The sequence below is a fragment of the Sinimarinibacterium flocculans genome (assembly GCF_003201205.1).
Classification (GTDB): domain Bacteria; phylum Pseudomonadota; class Gammaproteobacteria; order Nevskiales; family Nevskiaceae; genus Solimonas; species Solimonas flocculans.
This window is the reverse complement of the sequence record NZ_QICN01000003.1, coordinates 353891-371947: the sequence shown is the minus strand read 5'-3', so window position 1 is coordinate 371947 and position 18057 is coordinate 353891. Positions and strand designations below refer to the sequence as shown.

The following is an 18057-nucleotide window of genomic DNA, read 5'->3' as shown; positions in this document are numbered from 1 at the left end:
CCGCCCTGCTGTTGATGAGCAGCAGCTTGCTGGCGCACGCGCAAAGCCAGGCCGTGGTCCACGGGCCGTCGGGATACCCGGCACTGATCACCGTGCCGACCGCGCAGATGCCGCCGAGCGGCACCATCGGCGTCGGATTCTCGGCAGCGCCCCCCTACAACACGCTATATCTGTCCGGGCAGCCCACCGACTGGCTGCATTTCGGCGCGCGCTACATCGCGATCACGAACCGGCGGTACGACGACGACCCCGGCAACGATCAGAGCTTCAAGGACAAGTCCTTCGATGTCGTCGTCCGCCTGATCGAGGAGGGCCCCTGGTGGCCGGCGGTCGCCGCGGGGCTCAACGACTTCGGTGGTACGGGCTTGTTCTCCTCGGAGTTTCTCGTCGCGACGCGGCGTTTCGATGATTGGTCGTTCACTCTGGGGCTGGGTTTCGGTCGCTTTGGGACGCAGGGGGATGTGCGCAACCCGTTTGCCGCACTAGGACTGCGCAACGAAGAGCGCCGGCTGCTGGCTCCAGCGGAGGCCCAGGGCGGCGTGCCTGGCGTGGATGGCTGGTTTGCCGGACGCAATGCGAGCGTGATTGCCGGTATCGAGTGGGCGCCGCGCTATCTGCCGTGGTCGTTTCAGGTCGAGCTTGACGGCAATGACTATTCGGCGGAGCCGGCCGAACTGCGCCTCTCCAGGCAGGGAGGCGGCTTGGAGTCTTTCGATGACCGCATCGAGCAGCGGTCGCGCATCAATTTCGGGTTGCGCTACAAGTTGCCGGGCAGGAGCTGGTTTGCCGGAATTGCCTACGTCCGCGGCGAAACCCTGATCGGGCATATCGGCGTTGCGCCACGGCTCGGCAGGAATCGTTCGCCGGTTCAGGAGCATGGCCAGCCGGCGGGGCGTCATCTGGCCTGGGAGGGGCAGCGGACCGATTTGCGCGACGTTGCCAGCGCGGACGGAATGCGCGACTGGGTCGATGCACTCGACCGTCGCGGCATCTATGCGCATGCCGTGGATCTGGACGAATCCCGCAGCACGCTGACATTGTGGGAGAGCAACACGGTCTCCGACCAGAGTCTGGAGGTCCTGCGCACCGCCAGTCGCGAAACCCTCGCACGGATGCCGGAGGACGTCGAGCGCTTCCAGCTCGTCGAGGTCAACGGTGGACTCGATGCAATCACCCTGTCGGTGGACCGCGAGACCATGGACGCCGAGGCGCGCGGCGACGTCTCGCTGGATGAGTTGCGCGCTGCGGTCGGAATCGCGTCCCTGCCCGCGAAGACGCGTGCGCAGGCGCAGTATCCGGACCTGCTCGACTACCCGTCCTGGGCCTACGGGATTCATCCGGCGCTACGGACCAACATTGGCGGCCTTGACGGTTTTCTCATCGGCCAGCTTCAGGCCAAGCCGTTCGTCACACTGCAGTTCTCGCCGCGCCTGAGCATGTCCACCGTGCTCGCGGTCAATATTCTCGACAATCTCGACAAGCTCGAGCAGCGCGATAGCTCGACGCGCCTGCCGCCGGTGCGCAGCCGGCTGGAGACCTATCAGACCACGTCCGAGGACTTCTACCTCGATCAGTGGGAGCTGAACTACCTGTTCCCCATCGTGCGCGACTGGTTCGGACGCCTGTCCGGCGGCATCTTCGAGGAGATGTTCGGCGGCGTGGCGGCTGAGGTGTTGTACCGTCCGCTGCACTCGCGGTTCGCCATCGGGCTGGACGTGAACTATGTGAAACAGCGCGACTTCGACCAGCGTCTCGACTTTCTCGACTACGAAGTGGCGACCGGGCACCTGACGGCCTACTACCGCACGCCAATCGAGGGCGTGATCCTCACGCTCAGCGCCGGCCGCTATCTCGCCCGGGACTGGGGGGCGACGCTGGACGTGGCACGCGAGTTTCGTAACGGTGTCGTGCTCGGGGCATTCGCGACCAAGACCAATGTCTCCGCCGAAGACTTCGGCGAGGGCTCGTTCGACAAGGGGATCTACCTGCGCATTCCGATGTCCGTGTTCTATCCCGGTGTGGACAAGGGCGGGGCGAGTTTCAGCTACCGCTTCCTCACCCGCGACGGCGGTCAGAAGGTCGGCAATGGACGCAGCCTCTACGGGGCGGTCGGGCATTTCAATGCGGAGCAGATCCTTGAAGAGTGACCCGCGGCGATGGGCGCTGTGGACCACCGGCATGGTTCTGGCCGCCGTTCTCGCAGGTTGCAGTGCCGACCAGTCCATCCGGCAGGCCTTGCCGGGGGCGCAGCAGGCTTCGCCGCTGGGTGGGCCGATGGCGACCCTTGAGGACCTGCCGTACGCGTCGATGTTTCTGCGCGTCGGCGACCGCTTCCAGGCCCTGCTGCTCCTGGGACATGTGGCCAGCGACGGGACCCAGACCTGGTACGGCGTCGACGGTCTGGCGCTGCAGCTGCGCGATCAGCGCGTGATCTACTCGCGCGGGCTGCCGGTCGACCTTTTCGAGAGCCACGCTGCCGGCAGCCGGGTCGAAACACCTGTGGACTGCGGCGGGGATCAATCCGTCGCGGTGCCGGAGCGGCTGCACTACTCGCGTCTGCGCGAGCAGCAGCGCTTCTTCACCGAAGTGCGGGAGAGCGTCGTTTGTACGCGCGAAGCCATCGTCACGCCGGGCTACTCGGGAATGGCCCTGCGCATCGACGAGCGCGTTGCCCTGCTGCCGGACCCGCGCCGGCAGACCCGCACCCGCTGGCTGGCGGAGGAGACCGGGCAGCTGCTGCGTCTGGAGTACGGCGAGCACCCCTGGTATCCGCAGATCGCGCTTTACCTGATCAAGCCGGTCGCGCCGCGCTGAGCGCCGGTCGGTTGCCCCTCTGGGTGCAAACCCGGACAATACGCGCCCCCGAGGATCCCCCCTCTCCCCCGCTTCTACGGTGAGCTTGATGCCCACTCGCTTCGAACTGGCCAACGCCGTGCGCGCCCTGGCGATGGATGCCGTGCAGAAGGCCAATTCCGGCCACCCGGGCATGCCGATGGGCATGGCCGACATCGCCGAGGTGCTGTGGAACGACTTTCTCGTTCACAACCCGGCGAATCCCCGGTGGGCGGACCGCGACCGCTTCGTCGTGTCCAACGGGCACGGGTCGATGCTGCTGTACGCATTGCTGCACCTGTCGGGCTACGCACTCCCGATCGAGGAGCTGAAGAACTTCCGCCAGCTGCACTCGAAGACGCCGGGACACCCGGAGAATCATCTGACGCCGGGCGTCGAGACCACGACCGGGCCGCTGGGCCAGGGGCTGGCCAATGCGGTCGGCATGGCGCTGGCCGAACGCGTGCTGGCAGCACGCTTCAACCACGATGGCCACAGCGTCGTCGATCACTACACCTACGTCTTCGTCGGCGATGGCTGCCTGATGGAAGGCATCTCGCACGAAGCCTGCTCCCTGGCCGGGACGCTGGGCCTGAACAAGCTCGTCGTGTTCTATGACGACAACGACATCTCGATCGACGGCGAGGTCGACGGCTGGTTCCGCGACGACACTCCCGCGCGCTTCGAGTCCTACGGCTGGCAGGTGGTCCGCAATGTCGACGGCCACAGCGCCGCCGAGATCCGCACGGCCATCGAGACCGCGCGCAAGTCGGCCGACAAGCCGACGCTGATCTGCTGCAAGACCATCATCGGTTTTGGCTCGCCGAACCTGCAGGGCAAGGAAAAGTGTCACGGCGCCCCGCTCGGCGATGCCGAGATCGCGCTGGCGCGTGAACAGCTCGGCTGGCCGCACGCGCCTTTCGAGATCCCGGAAGACGTGCGCGGTGGCTGGGATGCGAAGGCCAGGGGTTCCGAGCGCGAACAAGCGTGGAACGAGCGGTTCCAGGCCTATGCTGCGGCGTTTCCGCAGGACGCCGCCGAGCTTACGCGGCGCATGGCCGGTGAACTGCCGGACGACTGGTCGGCCACGGTCGAGCAGCTGCTGGCCCAGAGCGCGAAGGCCGACAAGCCGGTCGCCACACGCAAGGCATCCAAGGCCGTGCTCGACGTGCTGGCACCCAAGCTGCCGGAACTGTTCGGCGGCTCGGCGGACCTGTCCGAATCCAACTGCACCGATTTCAAGGGGCACAAGGCGATTCGCACGGGCGCCTTCGACGGGAACTACGTGAACTACGGTGTGCGCGAGTTCGGCATGTCGGCGGTGCTCAACGGCATCGCGTTGCATGGCGGCCTGATTCCGTTCGGCGGCACCTTCCTGGTCTTCTCCGACTACGCGCGCAACGCCCTGCGCATGGCGGCGCTGATGAAGCAGCGCAGCATCTTCGTGCTCACGCACGACTCCATCGGTCTTGGCGAGGACGGGCCGACGCATCAGGCCGTGGAGCATGTCGCCTCGCTGCGGCTGATCCCGGGCATGCATGTCTGGCGCCCGGCCGATCCGTTCGAGACCGCCGTCGCTTGGACCAGCGCGATCGCGCGCAGCGACGGTCCGTCGGCGTTGGCGCTGACGCGGCAGAACCTGCCGCCGCAGGCCCATGGCGCGTCGCATCACGACGGCGCGCGCCGCGGCGGTTACGTGCTGTGGGAATCATCGGATTCGGACGGCGGCACGCCGGAGCTGATCTTGATCGCGACCGGTTCCGAAGTGCAGCTGGCGATGGCAGCGGCGCAGAAGCTGGGCGCCGCCGGTCGTGGCGTGCGCGTCGTGTCGATGCCCTGCGCCGAAGTGTTTGCCGCGCAGGATGCCGCGTATCGCGAGTCGGTCCTGCCGTCCAGCGTGCGCAAGCGTCTGGCGGTCGAGGCCGGTGTGTCGCTGTACTGGCGCGCGTTCGTGGGGCTCGACGGTGATGTGATCGGCGTCGATCGCTTCGGCGAATCCGCGCCGGCGGCAGCGGTGTTCGAGTATCTGGGGCTGACCGCCGAAACGGTCCACGACCGGGCCTTGAAGCTACTAGCGTAAAATATGCCCCCGTTTTTGGCCCCGGCCCGGCGGGATGGGCAGGGATCGGCCCAGATCAGGTTTTCCGGTGCGCCGCGGCGCACGTGCTGACGAGGAAGTGAAATGGCAGTCAAGGTAGGCATCAACGGCTTCGGCCGCATCGGACGCAACGTGCTGCGCGCGGCGGTGCAGAACTTCGGCAAGGACATCGAGATCGTCGGCATCAACGACCTGCTCGACCCCGACTATCTGGCCTACATGCTGCGCTATGACTCGGTGCATGGCCGCTTCCAGGGCGAAGTGGCGGTCGACGGCAGCACGCTGATCGTCAACGGCAAGAAGATCCGCCTGACGCAGGAACGCGACCCGGCGGCGCTCAAGTGGGACGCGGTGGGCGCCGATGTCGTCATCGAATCGACCGGCCTGTTCCTCGACAAGGCCTCGGCGGAGAAGCACCTGACCGCCGGTGCGAAGAAGGTCATCATGTCGGCGCCGTCGAAGGACGACACGCCGATGTTCGTCTACGGCGTGAACCACCAGACCTATGCCGGCCAGGCGATCGTCTCCAACGCCTCGTGCACGACCAACTGCCTCGCGCCGCTGGCCAAGGTCATCAACGACAAGTGGGGCATCAAGCGCGGCCTGATGACGACTGTGCATGCGGCGACCGCAACGCAGAAGACCGTCGATGGTCCGAGCCAGAAGGACTGGCGCGGCGGCCGCGGCATCCTCGAGAACATCATCCCGTCGTCGACCGGTGCGGCCAAGGCCGTCGGCGTCGTGATTCCCGAGCTGAACAAGAAGCTCACCGGCATGTCGTTCCGCGTGCCGACCTCCGACGTCTCGGTCGTCGACCTGACCGCGGAGCTGGAGAAGCCGGCGACCTACGCCGAAATCTGCGCCGAGATGAAGGCGCAGAGCGAGGGTGCACTCAAGGGCATCCTCGGCTACACCGAGGACAAGGTCGTCGCGACCGACTTCCGCGGCGACGCGCGCACGTCGATCTTCGACGCCGACGCCGGTATCCAGCTGGACTCGACCTTCGTCAAGCTGGTGAGCTGGTACGACAACGAGTGGGGCTACTCCAACAAGTGCCTGGAGATGGTCCGCGTCGTCGCCGGCAAGTAAGCCGCGCTGCAGCCATCACGCAAGGCCCCGTCCACCACGGGGCCTTTCGATTTCTGAAACACGAACGCCTAACGAGGGCCTCGCCATGACCATCCTTCGCATGTCCGATCTCGATCTCGCCGGCAAGCGGGTGCTGATCCGGCAGGATCTGAACGTGCCGATCGCCAACGGCCGCATCACCTCGGATGCGCGACTGCGGGCCTCGCTGCCGACCCTCAGGCAGGCGCTCGAACGCGGCGCATCGGTCCTGGTCGTTTCCCATCTGGGCCGGCCCAAGGCCGGACGGTTCGAGCCCGATGCCTCGCTGACACCGGTGGCCGCGTGGCTGTCGAACGCGCTGGAGCGCACGGTGCCGCTGATCAGCAACTGGATCGACGGTGTGGATCTGGCGCCGGGGCAGATCGCCCTCGGCGAGAACACCCGCTTCCTGGTCGGCGAGAAGCAGGATGACGAGGCGCTGGCGCGCAAGATGGCGGCGCTGTGCGACGTCTACGTGATGGATGCCTTCGGCACCGCGCACCGCGCCGAAGTCTCGACGCATGGCGTCGGCCGCTTCGCGCCCGTGTCCTGCGCGGGGCCGCTGCTGGCCGCCGAACTCGACGCGCTCGGCAAGGCCCTCGCACAACCGAAGCGTCCGCTGGCGGTGATCGTCGGCGGCAGCAAGGTGTCGACCAAGCTCGACCTGCTCAACAACCTCGCCGACAAGGCCGACCAGCTGATCATCGGCGGCGGCATCGCCAACACCTTTCTTGCCGCCGCCGGCTTCTCGATCGGCAAGTCGCTGTGCGAGATGGAGATGCTCGATACGGCGAAGGCGATCCGCGCGAAGATCCAGGCACGCGGCGGTGACATTCCGCTGCCCGAAGACGTCGTCGTCGCGACGGAGATCTCTGCCGAGGCGCGCGCCGAGGTGCGTACGGTGGACGATATCCAGGATGACGAGATGATCCTCGACATCGGCCCGAAGACACGCGCCAAGCTTGCCGCGCAGCTCGCCGCGGCCGGCACCATCGTCTGGAACGGCCCCGTCGGCGTCTTCGAGTACGACGCTTTCGCCGGCGGAACCCGCGCCCTGGCGAAAGCGATCGCGGAGTCCCCGGCGTTCTCGCTCGCCGGCGGCGGCGATACGCTCGCCGCCATCGACAAGTTCGGCGTGGCCGGCGAGATCGGCTACATCTCGACCGGCGGCGGCGCCTTCCTCGAGTTCCTCGAAGGCAAGAAGCTCCCGGCCGTGGCGATGCTGGAGCAGCGCGCCCGATAGGAGTGCCGCTTGCCCGCCCCGCCGGCGGCCGGCATGATCGCCGCAGCAAGGCAGGGGGCAGGGATGCGACTGCGACAGGCCGGATGGGCCGCGATGCTGTGGGTCTGGGCGACGACGGTCGTCGCGGCCGAACCGGTGTCGCCGAACGGCAGTGTCGTCGACATGGCCGGCGTGCTCGACGTCGACACCATGCTGCAGCTCGACAGCACGCTCGCGAGCTATGCCGCGGCTACCGGCTTCACGATGGCGGTGGTGACCGTCGGCGATCTCGCTCCGGACACCTTGCAGGACTACGCGCGGGTCAGCCTGCAGGCCTATGTCGCCGCCCGGTCCGATCCCGGCGCCCGCGTGGCGCTGCTCATGTGGTCGTCGACGCGCGAGGTCGCGGTCGCGGTAAGTCCGGCGTTCGGCCGCGAACTGGCACCCGAGGAAGTCGCCCGGGTGTTGCGCGAGCAGGTCTTGCCGCAGGTGACGGCGGATGCTGTGGGTGCCGGCATGCTGCACGGCGTCTACGGCCTCATGGTCGCCGCCGGCGAAGCGTCGGGCGAGGTCGGCGATCCCCGGGAACTGGTGATGGTCGCGCGCTGGGGTGCGGATGCAGCAGCCGCGGTCCCGAATGCGAGCCCCGACGAAGCGACGCCGCCGGAGGCGTACGGTGGCGGCGACACGCTGGCGCAGGCGCTTCGCCGGGACCCCGCCGCTGCGGTCGCTGCCGCCTGGCGTCGCGCGCAGGGGCAGTGGGCCGATCTGAGTGTGCGGGTTTACGGACTGCTCGCGGAGGCACGCGCCAGCGGAGCGACGAGCCCCAAGGTCGTTCCGTTCGTGCTCGCCGGCGTCGTGCTGCTGGCCATTCTCGTCGGTGCATGGCAGGTCGCGCGCAGTCCCGCTGCGCCCGCTGTGCTGCTGGGTCTTGCCGCCGCCGCGCTGTGCTGGGGGCTGACCGGCTATGTCGAACTGACCGTGCTGCTGGCCTCGTCCGGTTTCGTCGTCTGGGCCGCGCTTGCGCTGCTGCGTGTGCTGGCGGCGCGCAACCACGAAGCCCGCCTGCCGGCCGGCGGATACCCCGGCGGCGCTGCGGCGCAACCGCCACGCCCCCCGCCGCCGGCGGCCGCCCGCCAACGAATGCCGGCGCCGGCGCCGGCGGCGTCGCGCGCGACCGCGACGCGCATCGATACTGACGGGAAGCCGGCCCCGAAGTTTCTGGCAGCGATCGAGCACGCGCACCGCAAGGGGCAGCGCACCCCCGCGCTCGATCACCTGATCGCGCAGAAGGGTCGGCCGGTGCCGGCCCGGTTCAAGCAGCGGCGGCAGTACTGGCTGGTCGCCATCGCGGTCTGCTTCTTCGTCGCCTTTCCGCTGGTGTTCGTGCTGCTCGGCGTCTGGGCACTGACCGAGCTGAACCGCATCAAGCCCCCGCAGCAGCGCCTGCCCGACTTTCTCCGCCAGCTGCGCGCGGAACTGCAGCTCGTCAGCGGACAAGGCCGGTCGCGGACTTGAAGGACGGCGTCTGCCCGACCATATTCGTGCTCGCCCCACCACCGGAGTCGCCGATGAAGACCCTTGCGGGATGGACCGTGGTGCTGTCGCTGCTGCTCGCACCGCTGCTGTCGGGCTGCGGTTACAACGCCCTGCAGAGCCAGGACGAGCAGATCACGGCGGCCTGGGCGGAGGTGCTCAACCAGTACCAGCGCCGGGCCGACCTGGTGCCGAACCTCGTCAACACGGTGAAGGGCTATGCGGCCCAGGAAGAGCGCGTGCTCACCGAGGTGACCAACGCCCGGGCGCGGGTCGGCCAAGTGAACGTCTCGCCGGAGATGGTCAACGACGCCGCTGCCCTGCAGGCGTTCGGTCAGGCGCAGGGCCAGCTCTCCGGTGCCTTGTCGAGGCTGCTGGCGGTCGTCGAGAGCTACCCCGACCTGAAGTCCGATGCACTGTTCCGCGATCTGCAAGCCCAGCTCGAAGGTACCGAGAACCGTATCACCGTCGCGCGCAACCGCTACATCCAGGCGGTGCAGGCCTACAACACGACGGTGCGCTCGTTTCCGAGCAACCTGACCGCGATGATCTTCGGCATGCAGGTCAAGCCCAGCTTCACGGTCGAGGACGAGCAGGCGATCTCGAAACCGCCAGCGGTGGACTTCGGCGGCTGAGGGCATGTTCCTGCGTGCAGGGCTGATCGCTGCGGCACTGCTGCTCGCTGCGCCGGCGTGGGCGGAGGTGCCGGTGCCGCCGGTCGCTCGCGTGACTGACCAGACCGGCACGCTCAGCCGCGCGCAGCAGCAGGCCCTGAGCGATCGGCTCGCCGCCTTCGAGCAAGCCAAGGGGAGCCAGATCGCGGTGCTGGTGTTGCCGACCACCGAGCCGGAAACCATCGAGCAGTACGCCATCCGCGTCGCGGAGGCTTGGCGGCTCGGACGCCGGGGCGTGGACGACGGGGCGCTGCTGCTGGTCGCGATGCGCGACCGCGCCGTGCGCATCGAGGTCGGCTACGGTCTCGAAGGGGCGATCCCGGACGCGATCGCCAAGCGTGTGATCGAGGAGGTCATCCTCCCGCGCTTTCGTGCCGGCGACCTGCCGGGAGGGATCGAGGCCGGCGTCGATCGCCTGATCGGCCTGGTCGACGGCGAGCCCCTGCCGGAGCCGGATACGCGCCGCACCGGCTCCCGCGGCGAGGCACCTGCGGCCCTGCCGGTGCTGTTCTTCGTCGCGCTGGCGCTCGGCCAGGGCCTGCGCCGGGCGCTCGGGCCGGCGTTCGCCGGTCTGATCGTCGGCGGCCTGAGCTTCGTGCTGATCTGGTGGCTGGTCGGCGTGGCGTTCTTCGCGGCCCTGGTCGGCGTGGCCGTGTTCTTCACGACCCTGGTCGGCATGCGCGGCGGTTTTCACGGTGGCGGCGCAGGGCGGGGGGGCTTCGGTGGCGGCGGATTCGGCGGGGGATTCTCCGGCGGCGGGGGCGGCTTCGGTGGTGGCGGCGCCTCGGGGAGATGGTGAGATGAGGCTCCTGCGTGCCATCCGCCACCTGTGCACCGGCAGCCTGATGGTGCGGCGGCGTTTCGACCGGCAGACGCTCGCGGCGATCGAGGAGGCCGTGCGCCGCGCCGAATCGCTGCATGCCGGACAGATCCGCTTCGCCGTCGAGCCCGGCCTGCCGCTGTCGGCCCTGTGGCGGGGGCAGACGCCCCGCGAGCGCGCGATCGAGGTGTTCTCGGAGTTGCGGGTCTGGGATACCGAGCACAACAACGGCGTGCTGATCTACCTGCTGCTCGCCGACCGCGACGTCGAGATCGTCGCCGACCGAGGCGTGGCCGGCGGCGTCGTCTCCGCGGCGCAATGGGAAGCCTGCTGTCAGGTCATGGAATCGCGGTTCCGCACCGGCGCATTCCGCGAGGGCGCCATCGCCGGCATCGAGGCGGTGGCGGCCGTGCTCGCGCGCCATCCGCCCGGGCGCGCCGCCGGCAACGAACTGCCGGACGCCCCCGCGCTTCTGTAGACTGCGGGCATTCCCCCTCACCCGATCAAGGACATCCCGTGCGTTTCGAAGGCACCGAGAGCTACGTCGCGACCGACGACCTGATGATGGCGGTCAACGCCGCGGTGACGCTGGCGCGACCGCTGCTGGTCAAGGGCGAGCCGGGAACCGGCAAGACCCAGCTGGCGCGCGAGATCGCTGCCGCGCTCAAGCGCCCGTTCTACGACTGGGCGATCAAGTCGACGACCAAGGCGCAGCACGGTCTCTACGAGTACGACGCGGTGTCGCGGCTGCGCGATTCGCAGCTCGGCAACGAGGCGGTCAAGGACATCCGCAACTACATCATCAAGGGCAAGCTCTGGGAGGCCTTTGACTCCGAGACGCAGCCGGTGCTGCTGATCGACGAGATCGACAAGGCCGACATCGAATTTCCCAACGATCTGCTGCGCGAACTCGACCAGATGGAGTTCTATGTCCACGAGACGCGCGAGACGGTCAAGGCGAAGCACCGTCCGATCATCCTGATCACCTCGAACAACGAAAAGGAGCTGCCGGACGCCTTCCTGCGCCGCTGCTTCTTCCACTACATCCGCTTCCCCGACAAGGACACGATGGCCAAGATCGTCGATGTCCACTTCCCGAATCTCAAGAAGAACCTGCTGCAGGAAGCGATGGAGGTGTTCTTCGGCCTGCGCGATCTTCCGGGACTCAAGAAGAAGCCGAGCACCTCGGAGCTGCTCGACTGGCTCAAGCTGCTGGTCGCCGAGGACATCGATCCGGCCGTGCTGCGCGAGGCCAGCGGCAAGAAGACGCTGCCGCCGCTCTACGGCGCGCTGCTGAAGAACGAGGCCGATGTCCATCTGTTCGAGCGCGTGGCCTTCATGGCACGGCGCTCGAACTGACGGCGGGCCGCAACCGGCACCGACGATGACCGCGGGGCGGCTCGACGCGCTGACCCGTGACGTGGCCCGCGTCGCCGAGGAGGCGCTGGCCGATTCGACGACCTGGATGCAGTTCGGCATCGTCGTCGCTGCCTTCGCACTCGCGTGGCTGGCCTACCGGCGCCTGTCGCGGCTCGCCGGTCCGGCCTCGCTGCCGCGCCGGCTGATCGGTGCCCTCGATCCGGTCCTGCAGCCGGCCATCACGGCGCTGTTGCTGCTGGTCGCGGCGGCCCTGGGCAAGACCCTGCTCGGCCAGCAGTGGGTGCTGCGCTGCGCGGCGGTCGTGGCGATCCTCTGGCTGTTCGAGAGCTGCATCCGCGCGCTGCGCGTGGGACCGATTGCCGGCCGCATCCTGCGGATCATCGGCATCCCGCTGCTGACCCTGCACCTGCTCGGCGTGCTCGAGCCGATCGCCGCCGTGCTCGAATCGATGTCGGTCGAGATCGGCAATCTCAGCTTCACCGCCAGCGGCGTGATGCGCGTGCTGCTGTTCGGTTCGCTGCTGCTGTGGCTGGGCTGGGTCTTCAGCGGTGTCGGCATCCGCACGATCCGCCGCCAGGAGAAGCTCGACCTGCGCATGCGCGAGGTCGTCGCCAAGCTCTACCAGATCGGCCTCACGCTGGCCGTCGGCCTGCTGTTCCTGCAGGTCATGGGCATCAATCTCACGGCACTCGCGGTGTTCGGCGGCGCGCTCGGCGTCGGACTGGGCTTCGGCCTGCAGTCGATCGCGTCGAACTTCATCTCCGGGATCATCATCCTGTTCGACCGCTCGCTCAACGTCGGCGACTACGTCGAGTTCGAGGACGGCAAGGCCGGCTACGTCCGCGAACTGACGCTGCGCTACACGACGATCGAGACCTTCGACGGCAAGGACATCCTGATCCCGAACGACTCGTTCATCACGCAGCCGTTCACCAACTGGACGCACAAGGATCGCAAGCAGCGTTATCGGGTCGATTTCTCGGTGGCCTACGACACCGACATCCGCCGGCTGTGCGAGCTGATCCGCGAGGCGGTGGCGAAACACCCGCAGGTCATCAGCGGCGAGGACATCCCGTTCGAGGAGCGTCCGGACTGCGAGATCGACAGCTTCGGCGACTCCGGCGTCAACATGTTCGTCGAGTTCTGGATGGACGGCATCGACGATGGCCGCAACCGCGTCGGCGGCGACCTGCTGCTGATCATCTTCGAGACGCTGCGCGAGAACGGCATCGAGATTCCGTTCCCGCAGCGCGAAGTGCGACTGCTCAACCCACAGGCCTGATGCAGATCCGTCTGACGAAGTTCGCGCGCACGCGCCTGTTTCCGAGCCCGCCGCGCATCAATGCCGTCCAGGGGGCCACGCCCGAGGCCTTCGAGGCGCATCTGAACGCACATCCGCCGCTGAAGGTGCTCGACGGCTACGCTCCGTTCTGCAAGCTGCATGTCCATCGTAACTGGACGCAGACCCGCTGCCTGACGGTGCCGATCACCGACGACAATCGCCACCTGCTGCGCTCCGGCTACGAGGCACGAACGCGCGACGAGCTGCCGGTGCTGGTGCGCTGGTTCGAGGGCATCGTCCCGCCGGTCGCCGACTATCTGATCGTGATCCTCTACTCGCGCGAGCAGATGGCGAAGGAGAATGACGCCATCGACGCCGACTGGGGGGTCGTCGGCTGCCTGGCGACCGCCGAGCCGCAGGAAATCCCGATGGCGCCGATCACGATGATGCGCAACGCGCTGGGTGTCGGCGAAGGCGGCTCCGGCGTGCCGATGGATCGCGAAGCCTATCGGCGCAGCGTCGAGTACTGGGAGCGTCACGCCAACTGGCGCGTACCCTAGGCGCCGTCAGCGAGCGGCCCGGCGCGCCTTCTTGACCGCGTACATCGCGGCATCGGCCCGTTCCAGCAGCGCCTGGGCATCGGACTCGCCTGGCTTCGACTGGGTGACGCCGACACTCGCACCGGCGTAGTCGATCTCGATCTGTCGGAAGCGGAACGCACCGGCCGTGGAGCGGACGATGCGTTCGTCGAAGGCCTGCGGCGCATCACCGTCCGGCGCGAGCACGACGAATTCGTCGCCGCCGACGCGCGCGACGAAGTCGCCGGTGCGCAGGCCGGCCCGTAGCCGATGCGCCATGTGGATCAGGAAGCGGTCGCCGACGTCGTGGCCATGCTCGTCGTTGATCGCCTTGAAGCCGTCGAGGTCGACGTAGCCCACAAGCACCGTGCTGCCGGCCCGCGCGGCGCGCGCGAGTATGCGGTGCAGTTCCTGCTGCAGGGCGCGGCGGTTGGGGAGGCCGGTCAGCGGATCGCTGAGCGACTGGGCGCTGAGCGTCTCGTTGCTCTGCCGCAGCTCGGACAGGCGACGCTCCTGTTCGACCTGGTGGGCGATCAGGCGCGCCACCATCGCCAGCACCTTGATCGTGGCGTCCGAGACGCCGACCGGCGAGGCACTGGCAGCACACAGCGTGCCGTAGACGCTGCCGTCCAGATTCAGCACCGGCTGACTCAGGTAGGTGCGAATGCCGAGCGCGCGGGCGGCTTCCGAGTCGCCCCAGCAGCCGGACACGTCGCCGGTATAGGGACGCCCCTCGTCCAGCGCGCGCTTGCACAGCGTGTCCGCCCAGGGAACCGACAGCCCCTCGGGAATCTGCATCTGCGCCGAGTTGCGCGCATACAGGATGTTCTGCACGCCGCGGTCGAGGTCGATCGTCGTCAGGTAGGTCGACTCCATGCCGGTCACGGCTTCGAGGACTTCGAGCAGCGGACGCGTCAGGCCTTCGAGGTCGCGCGCCTCGGCCGCCGACTCGGCGAGCTGGTTGAGCAGGGGTTCCATGATGGGAGCAGCCTATCCGGCCGGTCGGCCCGGTGCCACCACCCGCGCCGTGCCGGGCGATCGGCGCGTTGCCGCGCTCATGGGCTGCGCCCCTGCGGCCGGCCGCTGCGGCACCACTCGCTCCAGCTGCCGACGTAGAGCGCCGCGCCCGGCAGGCCGGCGTGTTCCAGCGCCAGCAGGGTGTGGCAGGCGGTGACGCCGGAGCCGCAATGCACGACGAGGCGGTCGGCGGGCCGGCCGTCGAGGAGTTGCCGGTAGCGGGTGCGCAGTACCGCCGGGTCCACGAAGCGATCGCCGTCGAGATTCGATGCGAACGGCAGGTTCGTCGCGCCGGGGATATGGCCTGCCACCGGGTCGATCGGCTCCGTCCGGCCCGCGTAGCGTTCCGGCGCGCGGACGTCGAGGACGCACCATGCGGGATCGCCGGCGCGCTGCGCGACCTGATCGATGTCGATCGTCGGCGCCCGCCAGTCGTCTGCGGGATAGGGCTGTCGAGGGCGGGCCACGGCGGCGTGCGGGACCGGGACGAAACCGGCTGCGAGGGCCGCCGGCCATCCGCCATCGAGCACCTGGACGGCGCGATGCCCGACGGCGCGCAGCATCCACCACGCACGGGCCGCCGCGTTCGCGCCGCACTGGGCGTCGTAGATCACCACGGTGGTGTCGGGGCCGATGCCCCAGCGCCCGAGCTGCGTGCACCAGTCCGCCAGCGCCGGCAGCGGGTGGCGTCCGCCGCAGCGCGGATCGGCGCCCGGGCGGTGCGCGGCACTGAGCCGGGTCTCGAGGTCGGCATGATGCGCGCCGGGCAGATGTCCTTGTGCATAGGCACTCGCATCGGGGCGCGCATCGAGCAGCACCAGGTCCGTCGCCGCCGCCAGCCGCTGCCTGAGCGTCACGGCGTCGATCAACGGCGGGACCGGCTCAGTCGGCATCGTTGAGGGTCGCGCGGACCTGCCCGTCCGGGGGCATCTGCAGGAACCAGCCATCGGTCTGCAGGCGCTCGATCACGCGCTGCACGTCGACGCGCGCCAGCCGGCGCGCCGGGGTCAGCTGCAGGCGCATGACTTCGGACAGCCGGCCGGTGCGCTGACGCAGGGCCTCCGGCACGTCGGCGAGCGCGAGCCCCTCCCGCAGGTAGAGATACATCTGGTCCTGGCGGCTGCAGCGATAGACGATGCAGGCGGTCATCAGCCGGTCTCGTCCGCGGCGCCCTGCACGATCGGCAGGTCCTGCGCTTCCAGCCAGGCCGAGCGCGTGATCGGATCGGTCCACCAGGCCTTGAACAGGCGCTTACGCTCCGGATCGTCTCCGGCGATCTGGCGCTCCCATGGCGACAGGTCGATCGCCGACCGCGTCGCTTCGAGATCCAGCCCCCGGGCCACCGCCGTGGCCGCCTGCTCGCGTACGGACGCGAGCATGGCCTGCACGAGGCGGATGTGCTCGCGGTCGGTCTGCACGGCGCCGTGGCCCGGCACCAGCAGATCGAAGTCGTAGGCGGCGAGCTTTTCCAGCGTCTCGATCCATTGCTTCGGGAACGAGCCGAAGCCGTAGGGAATCGGCAGCACGACGAGATCGCCGCTGGCGAGCACGCGTTCGCGCGGCAGCCAGACGATGGCATCGCCCTCGGTGTTGCCGCGGCCCAGGTGCCGGATGTGAATCTCGCGCGTGCCGCGATGCAGGATCAGCTCGTCGGTGAAGCTCAGCGTCGGCGGCGTCAGCGTGACCTTGCGGTTCTCGTCGCGTGCCAGGCGCACGTCCGCGAGCAGTTGCCGCTGCCGAGGTGCGGCCGTGCCCTGCGCGACCAGCTTCTCGAGCTGCGCGATGAAATCTGTGAACTGGCGTTCCTGACGGCCGATGTACTGCATCGGCGTGCCGGTGATGTCACGGTAGGTGTTCACGTGCGCGATGATCCGCACGTTCGGAAACTCCCGCCGGTACACCTGGTTGCCGAGGACGTGGTCGCCGTGCCAGTGCGTGTTGACCACGGCCGAGACCGGCTTGTCGGTGATGCCGCGGATCAGGCGGATCGCGTTTTCGGCCGAACGCGGGACGCCGCCGGCATCGACCACCACGACGTCCGCTTCGTTGACGATCACCAGGGCGTTCGGCTCCACCGGCTGGCGCAGTGGGTCGGGGCGTTCGAGCACGTAGAGATCGGGCTTGAGCGGTCGGATCTGCAAATCGAAGACGTCCGCTTCGGACGCGCCGGCGAGCGGCGACATCCATGCGGCGCCGACCAGCAGCAGGCGCCACAGCAGCCCCCCGCGCACGGCAGGCTGCCGGCTCATGACGTCAGCGCCCGGTCGAGGGCCTCGATCGCCGCGCGCACATCCGCGGGACTCGTGTAATGCAGGAACGACAGGCGCAGCACGCCGCGCGCCGGGTCGATGCACAGTGCCTCCAGCAGGCGCACCGCGTAGAAGTGACCGCTGGCCGCCATCACGCCCTGCGCCGCTAGCCGCGTCACCAGCTCCCCCGGGGCAACGTCGCGCGGGACGACGGCGATCGTGGCGGCGCGCCGCTCGGCCTGTGCCGGGCCGATCAGGCGCAGGTCCTTGCGCGCGCCCAGGGCGTCCAGCAGTTCCGCGATCAGCGGCTGTTCGGCCGCCCGCAGGCATTCGCGCACGCGCTGCGGACGCCCGGCGTCGTCGGCGCCGCCGTTATGCGCATCCAGCGCGTCTAAATACATGGCGATGCCGCAGGCGGCGGCGACCTGGGCATGGTCCGGGCCGGCCGGCACGAGGCGTTTGCGCGGCGCGGCGGCGTTGAAGTAGTGGCCCTCGTTGTGCAGTCGTTCGAGCAGCGGACGGCGCACGACCATCAGGCCCTGGTGGGGGCCGAAGGTCTTGTACAGCGAGCACAGGTAGATGTCCGCGCCGAGCGCCGCGACGTCCGGCAGACCGTGCGGGGCCCCGGCGACACCGTCGACGACGCTGATCGCACCGGCGCGCCGGATCTTCGCGGTGATCGCCGCCACCGGGTTGAGGGCACCGACGATGTTCGAGCACTGCGTGAAGGCGACCAGGCGCGTCCGTTCGCTCAGCAGTCCGTCGAGCGCCCCGGGATCGAGCAGGCCGCTGCCGGCGTCGACCGGCCATTCGCGGATCACCGCGCCGCGGTCGGCGAGGCGTCTCCACACGCCGCTGTTGGCCTCGTGCTCCTGCTGGCTGACGACGATCTCGTCGCCAGGCCGAAGCTGGTGTCCCAGGGCCTGCGCCAGTACATAGCTGTTCTGCGAGGTCGACGGGCCGAAGTGCACCTCGTCCGCACCGACACCCAGATACACGGCGAGCCGTTCGTGTGCGGCATCCATCCATTGCCCGGCTTCCGTCGATGCGGCGTAGGCGTAGTACGGCTGCACCTTCAGGCGACGGTAGTACTCGCCCAGACGATCGATGACCTGACGGCAGACGTACGAGCCGCCGGCATTCTCGAAAAAGGCCTGTCGCTGCAGGTCCGGCTCCGAGAAGGCCGGAAACTGGGCACGGACGAAATCCAGATCGGGAGCGGGCATCCGGCGCGGGACGGGGTGGCGGGAGCCGCCATTGTC

General features: G+C 68.7%; 17 protein-coding genes. 12 read left to right on the top strand and 5 right to left on the bottom strand.

All coding sequences use genetic code 11. The annotated features are described in order from the left end of the window. Positions 1-14 precede the first annotated feature (14 nt). The 12 genes from C8D93_RS08120 to C8D93_RS08065 all read left to right on the top strand — a co-directional run bounded on the left by C8D93_RS08120 (position 15) and on the right by C8D93_RS08065 (position 13511). Positions 15-2147 carry a YjbH domain-containing protein gene (locus C8D93_RS08120; protein WP_170123955.1) on the top strand — a complete coding sequence of 711 codons (2133 nt, stop codon included), beginning with the start codon at positions 15-17 and terminating at the stop codon, positions 2145-2147. Next, positions 2137-2814: a YjbF family lipoprotein gene (locus C8D93_RS08115; protein ID WP_170123954.1), complete on the top strand. Its 678-nt coding sequence runs from the start codon at positions 2137-2139 to the stop codon at positions 2812-2814. Before C8D93_RS08120 ends, C8D93_RS08115 begins: the two co-directional genes overlap by 11 nt. Positions 2815-2902: 88 nt before the next feature. Then, the gene (gene tkt / locus C8D93_RS08110; RefSeq protein ID WP_110264658.1) at positions 2903-4912 is read left to right on the top strand and encodes a transketolase; all 2010 of its coding nucleotides are present in this window, start codon (positions 2903-2905) and stop codon (positions 4910-4912) included. A 102-nt stretch (positions 4913-5014) separates the two neighbouring features. Continuing rightward, positions 5015-6019: a type I glyceraldehyde-3-phosphate dehydrogenase gene (gap, locus tag C8D93_RS08105; protein WP_110264657.1), complete on the top strand. Its 1005-nt coding sequence runs from the start codon at positions 5015-5017 to the stop codon at positions 6017-6019. An 85-nt stretch (positions 6020-6104) separates the two neighbouring features. Continuing rightward, entirely contained in the window at positions 6105-7280 is a 1176-nt protein-coding gene (locus C8D93_RS08100) for a phosphoglycerate kinase (RefSeq protein ID WP_110264656.1), read from the top strand. Between the two features lie 63 nt (positions 7281-7343). Further along, entirely contained in the window at positions 7344-8777 is a 1434-nt protein-coding gene (locus C8D93_RS08095; RefSeq protein WP_170123953.1) for a TPM domain-containing protein, read from the top strand. Positions 8778-8830: 53 nt separating this feature from the next. After that, a complete protein-coding gene (locus tag C8D93_RS08090) occupies positions 8831-9430 on the top strand; it encodes a LemA family protein (RefSeq protein ID WP_110264654.1) in 600 nt (199 codons plus the stop codon). A gap of 4 nt (positions 9431-9434) precedes the next feature. Continuing rightward, a complete protein-coding gene (locus C8D93_RS08085; protein ID WP_110264653.1) occupies positions 9435-10268 on the top strand; it encodes a TPM domain-containing protein in 834 nt (277 codons plus the stop codon). A gap of 1 nt (position 10269) precedes the next feature. Continuing rightward, complete coding sequence (locus tag C8D93_RS08080) at positions 10270-10767, top strand: TPM domain-containing protein (RefSeq protein ID WP_110264652.1); 498 nt, start codon at positions 10270-10272, stop codon at positions 10765-10767. An 83-nt stretch (positions 10768-10850) separates the two neighbouring features. After that, a complete protein-coding gene (locus tag C8D93_RS08075; protein ID WP_110264800.1) occupies positions 10851-11648 on the top strand; it encodes an AAA family ATPase in 798 nt (265 codons plus the stop codon). Positions 11649-11673: 25 nt separating this feature from the next. Beyond that, positions 11674-12951, top strand: coding sequence for a mechanosensitive ion channel family protein (locus C8D93_RS08070; RefSeq protein WP_110264651.1), 1278 nt, complete (start codon positions 11674-11676; stop codon positions 12949-12951). Then, on the top strand, positions 12951-13511 hold the full coding sequence (locus tag C8D93_RS08065) for a DUF3228 family protein (RefSeq protein WP_110264650.1): 561 nt from the start codon (positions 12951-12953) through the stop codon (positions 13509-13511). The genes C8D93_RS08070 and C8D93_RS08065 overlap by 1 nt, the downstream gene beginning before the upstream one ends. A gap of 6 nt (positions 13512-13517) precedes the next feature. Here C8D93_RS08065 and C8D93_RS08060 read toward each other — a convergent pair whose 3' ends face one another. The 5 genes from C8D93_RS08060 to C8D93_RS08040 all read right to left on the bottom strand — a co-directional run bounded on the left by C8D93_RS08060 (position 13518) and on the right by C8D93_RS08040 (position 18021). Beyond that, a complete protein-coding gene (locus C8D93_RS08060) occupies positions 13518-14507 on the bottom strand; it encodes a sensor domain-containing diguanylate cyclase (protein WP_110264649.1) in 990 nt (329 codons plus the stop codon). 77 nt (positions 14508-14584) lie between these two features. Continuing rightward, entirely contained in the window at positions 14585-15439 is an 855-nt protein-coding gene (locus tag C8D93_RS08055) for a sulfurtransferase (protein ID WP_110264648.1), read from the bottom strand. Then, on the bottom strand, positions 15429-15695 hold the full coding sequence (locus tag C8D93_RS08050) for a YcgL domain-containing protein (protein ID WP_110264647.1): 267 nt from the start codon (positions 15693-15695) through the stop codon (positions 15429-15431). The genes C8D93_RS08055 and C8D93_RS08050 overlap by 11 nt, the downstream gene beginning before the upstream one ends. After that, positions 15695-16795, bottom strand: a complete 1101-nt coding sequence (locus tag C8D93_RS08045) for an MBL fold metallo-hydrolase (RefSeq protein ID WP_110264646.1) — start codon at positions 16793-16795, stop codon at positions 15695-15697. Before C8D93_RS08045 ends, C8D93_RS08050 begins: the two co-directional genes overlap by 1 nt. Then, on the bottom strand, positions 16792-18021 hold the full coding sequence (locus C8D93_RS08040) for an aminotransferase class V-fold PLP-dependent enzyme (protein WP_110264645.1): 1230 nt from the start codon (positions 18019-18021) through the stop codon (positions 16792-16794). Before C8D93_RS08040 ends, C8D93_RS08045 begins: the two co-directional genes overlap by 4 nt. Positions 18022-18057 lie beyond the last annotated feature (36 nt).

Excerpts from the sequence above, each read along its gene's own strand:
- C8D93_RS08090 (WP_110264654.1), top strand. The coding sequence starts at position 8,831 with ATGAAGACCCTTGCGGGATGGACCGTGGTGCTGTCGCTGCTGCTCGCA.
- C8D93_RS08065 (WP_110264650.1), top strand. The coding sequence starts at position 12,951 with ATGCAGATCCGTCTGACGAAGTTCGCGCGCACGCGCCTGTTTCCGAGC.
- C8D93_RS08080 (WP_110264652.1), top strand. The coding sequence starts at position 10,270 with ATGAGGCTCCTGCGTGCCATCCGCCACCTGTGCACCGGCAGCCTGATG.
- C8D93_RS08100 (WP_110264656.1), top strand. The coding sequence starts at position 6,105 with ATGACCATCCTTCGCATGTCCGATCTCGATCTCGCCGGCAAGCGGGTG.
- C8D93_RS08070 (WP_110264651.1), top strand. The coding sequence starts at position 11,674 with ATGACCGCGGGGCGGCTCGACGCGCTGACCCGTGACGTGGCCCGCGTC.
- C8D93_RS08040 (WP_110264645.1), bottom strand. The coding sequence starts at position 18,021 with ATGCCCGCTCCCGATCTGGATTTCGTCCGTGCCCAGTTTCCGGCCTTC.
- C8D93_RS08050 (WP_110264647.1), bottom strand. The coding sequence starts at position 15,695 with ATGACCGCCTGCATCGTCTATCGCTGCAGCCGCCAGGACCAGATGTAT.
- C8D93_RS08120 (WP_170123955.1), top strand. The coding sequence starts at position 15 with ATGAGCAGCAGCTTGCTGGCGCACGCGCAAAGCCAGGCCGTGGTCCAC.
- C8D93_RS08060 (WP_110264649.1), bottom strand. The coding sequence starts at position 14,507 with ATGGAACCCCTGCTCAACCAGCTCGCCGAGTCGGCGGCCGAGGCGCGC.
- tkt (WP_110264658.1), top strand. The coding sequence starts at position 2,903 with ATGCCCACTCGCTTCGAACTGGCCAACGCCGTGCGCGCCCTGGCGATG.
- C8D93_RS08075 (WP_110264800.1), top strand. The coding sequence starts at position 10,851 with ATGATGGCGGTCAACGCCGCGGTGACGCTGGCGCGACCGCTGCTGGTC.
- C8D93_RS08045 (WP_110264646.1), bottom strand. The coding sequence starts at position 16,795 with ATGAGCCGGCAGCCTGCCGTGCGCGGGGGGCTGCTGTGGCGCCTGCTG.
- C8D93_RS08085 (WP_110264653.1), top strand. The coding sequence starts at position 9,435 with ATGTTCCTGCGTGCAGGGCTGATCGCTGCGGCACTGCTGCTCGCTGCG.
- gap (WP_110264657.1), top strand. The coding sequence starts at position 5,015 with ATGGCAGTCAAGGTAGGCATCAACGGCTTCGGCCGCATCGGACGCAAC.
- C8D93_RS08095 (WP_170123953.1), top strand. The coding sequence starts at position 7,344 with ATGCGACTGCGACAGGCCGGATGGGCCGCGATGCTGTGGGTCTGGGCG.
- C8D93_RS08055 (WP_110264648.1), bottom strand. The coding sequence starts at position 15,439 with ATGCCGACTGAGCCGGTCCCGCCGTTGATCGACGCCGTGACGCTCAGG.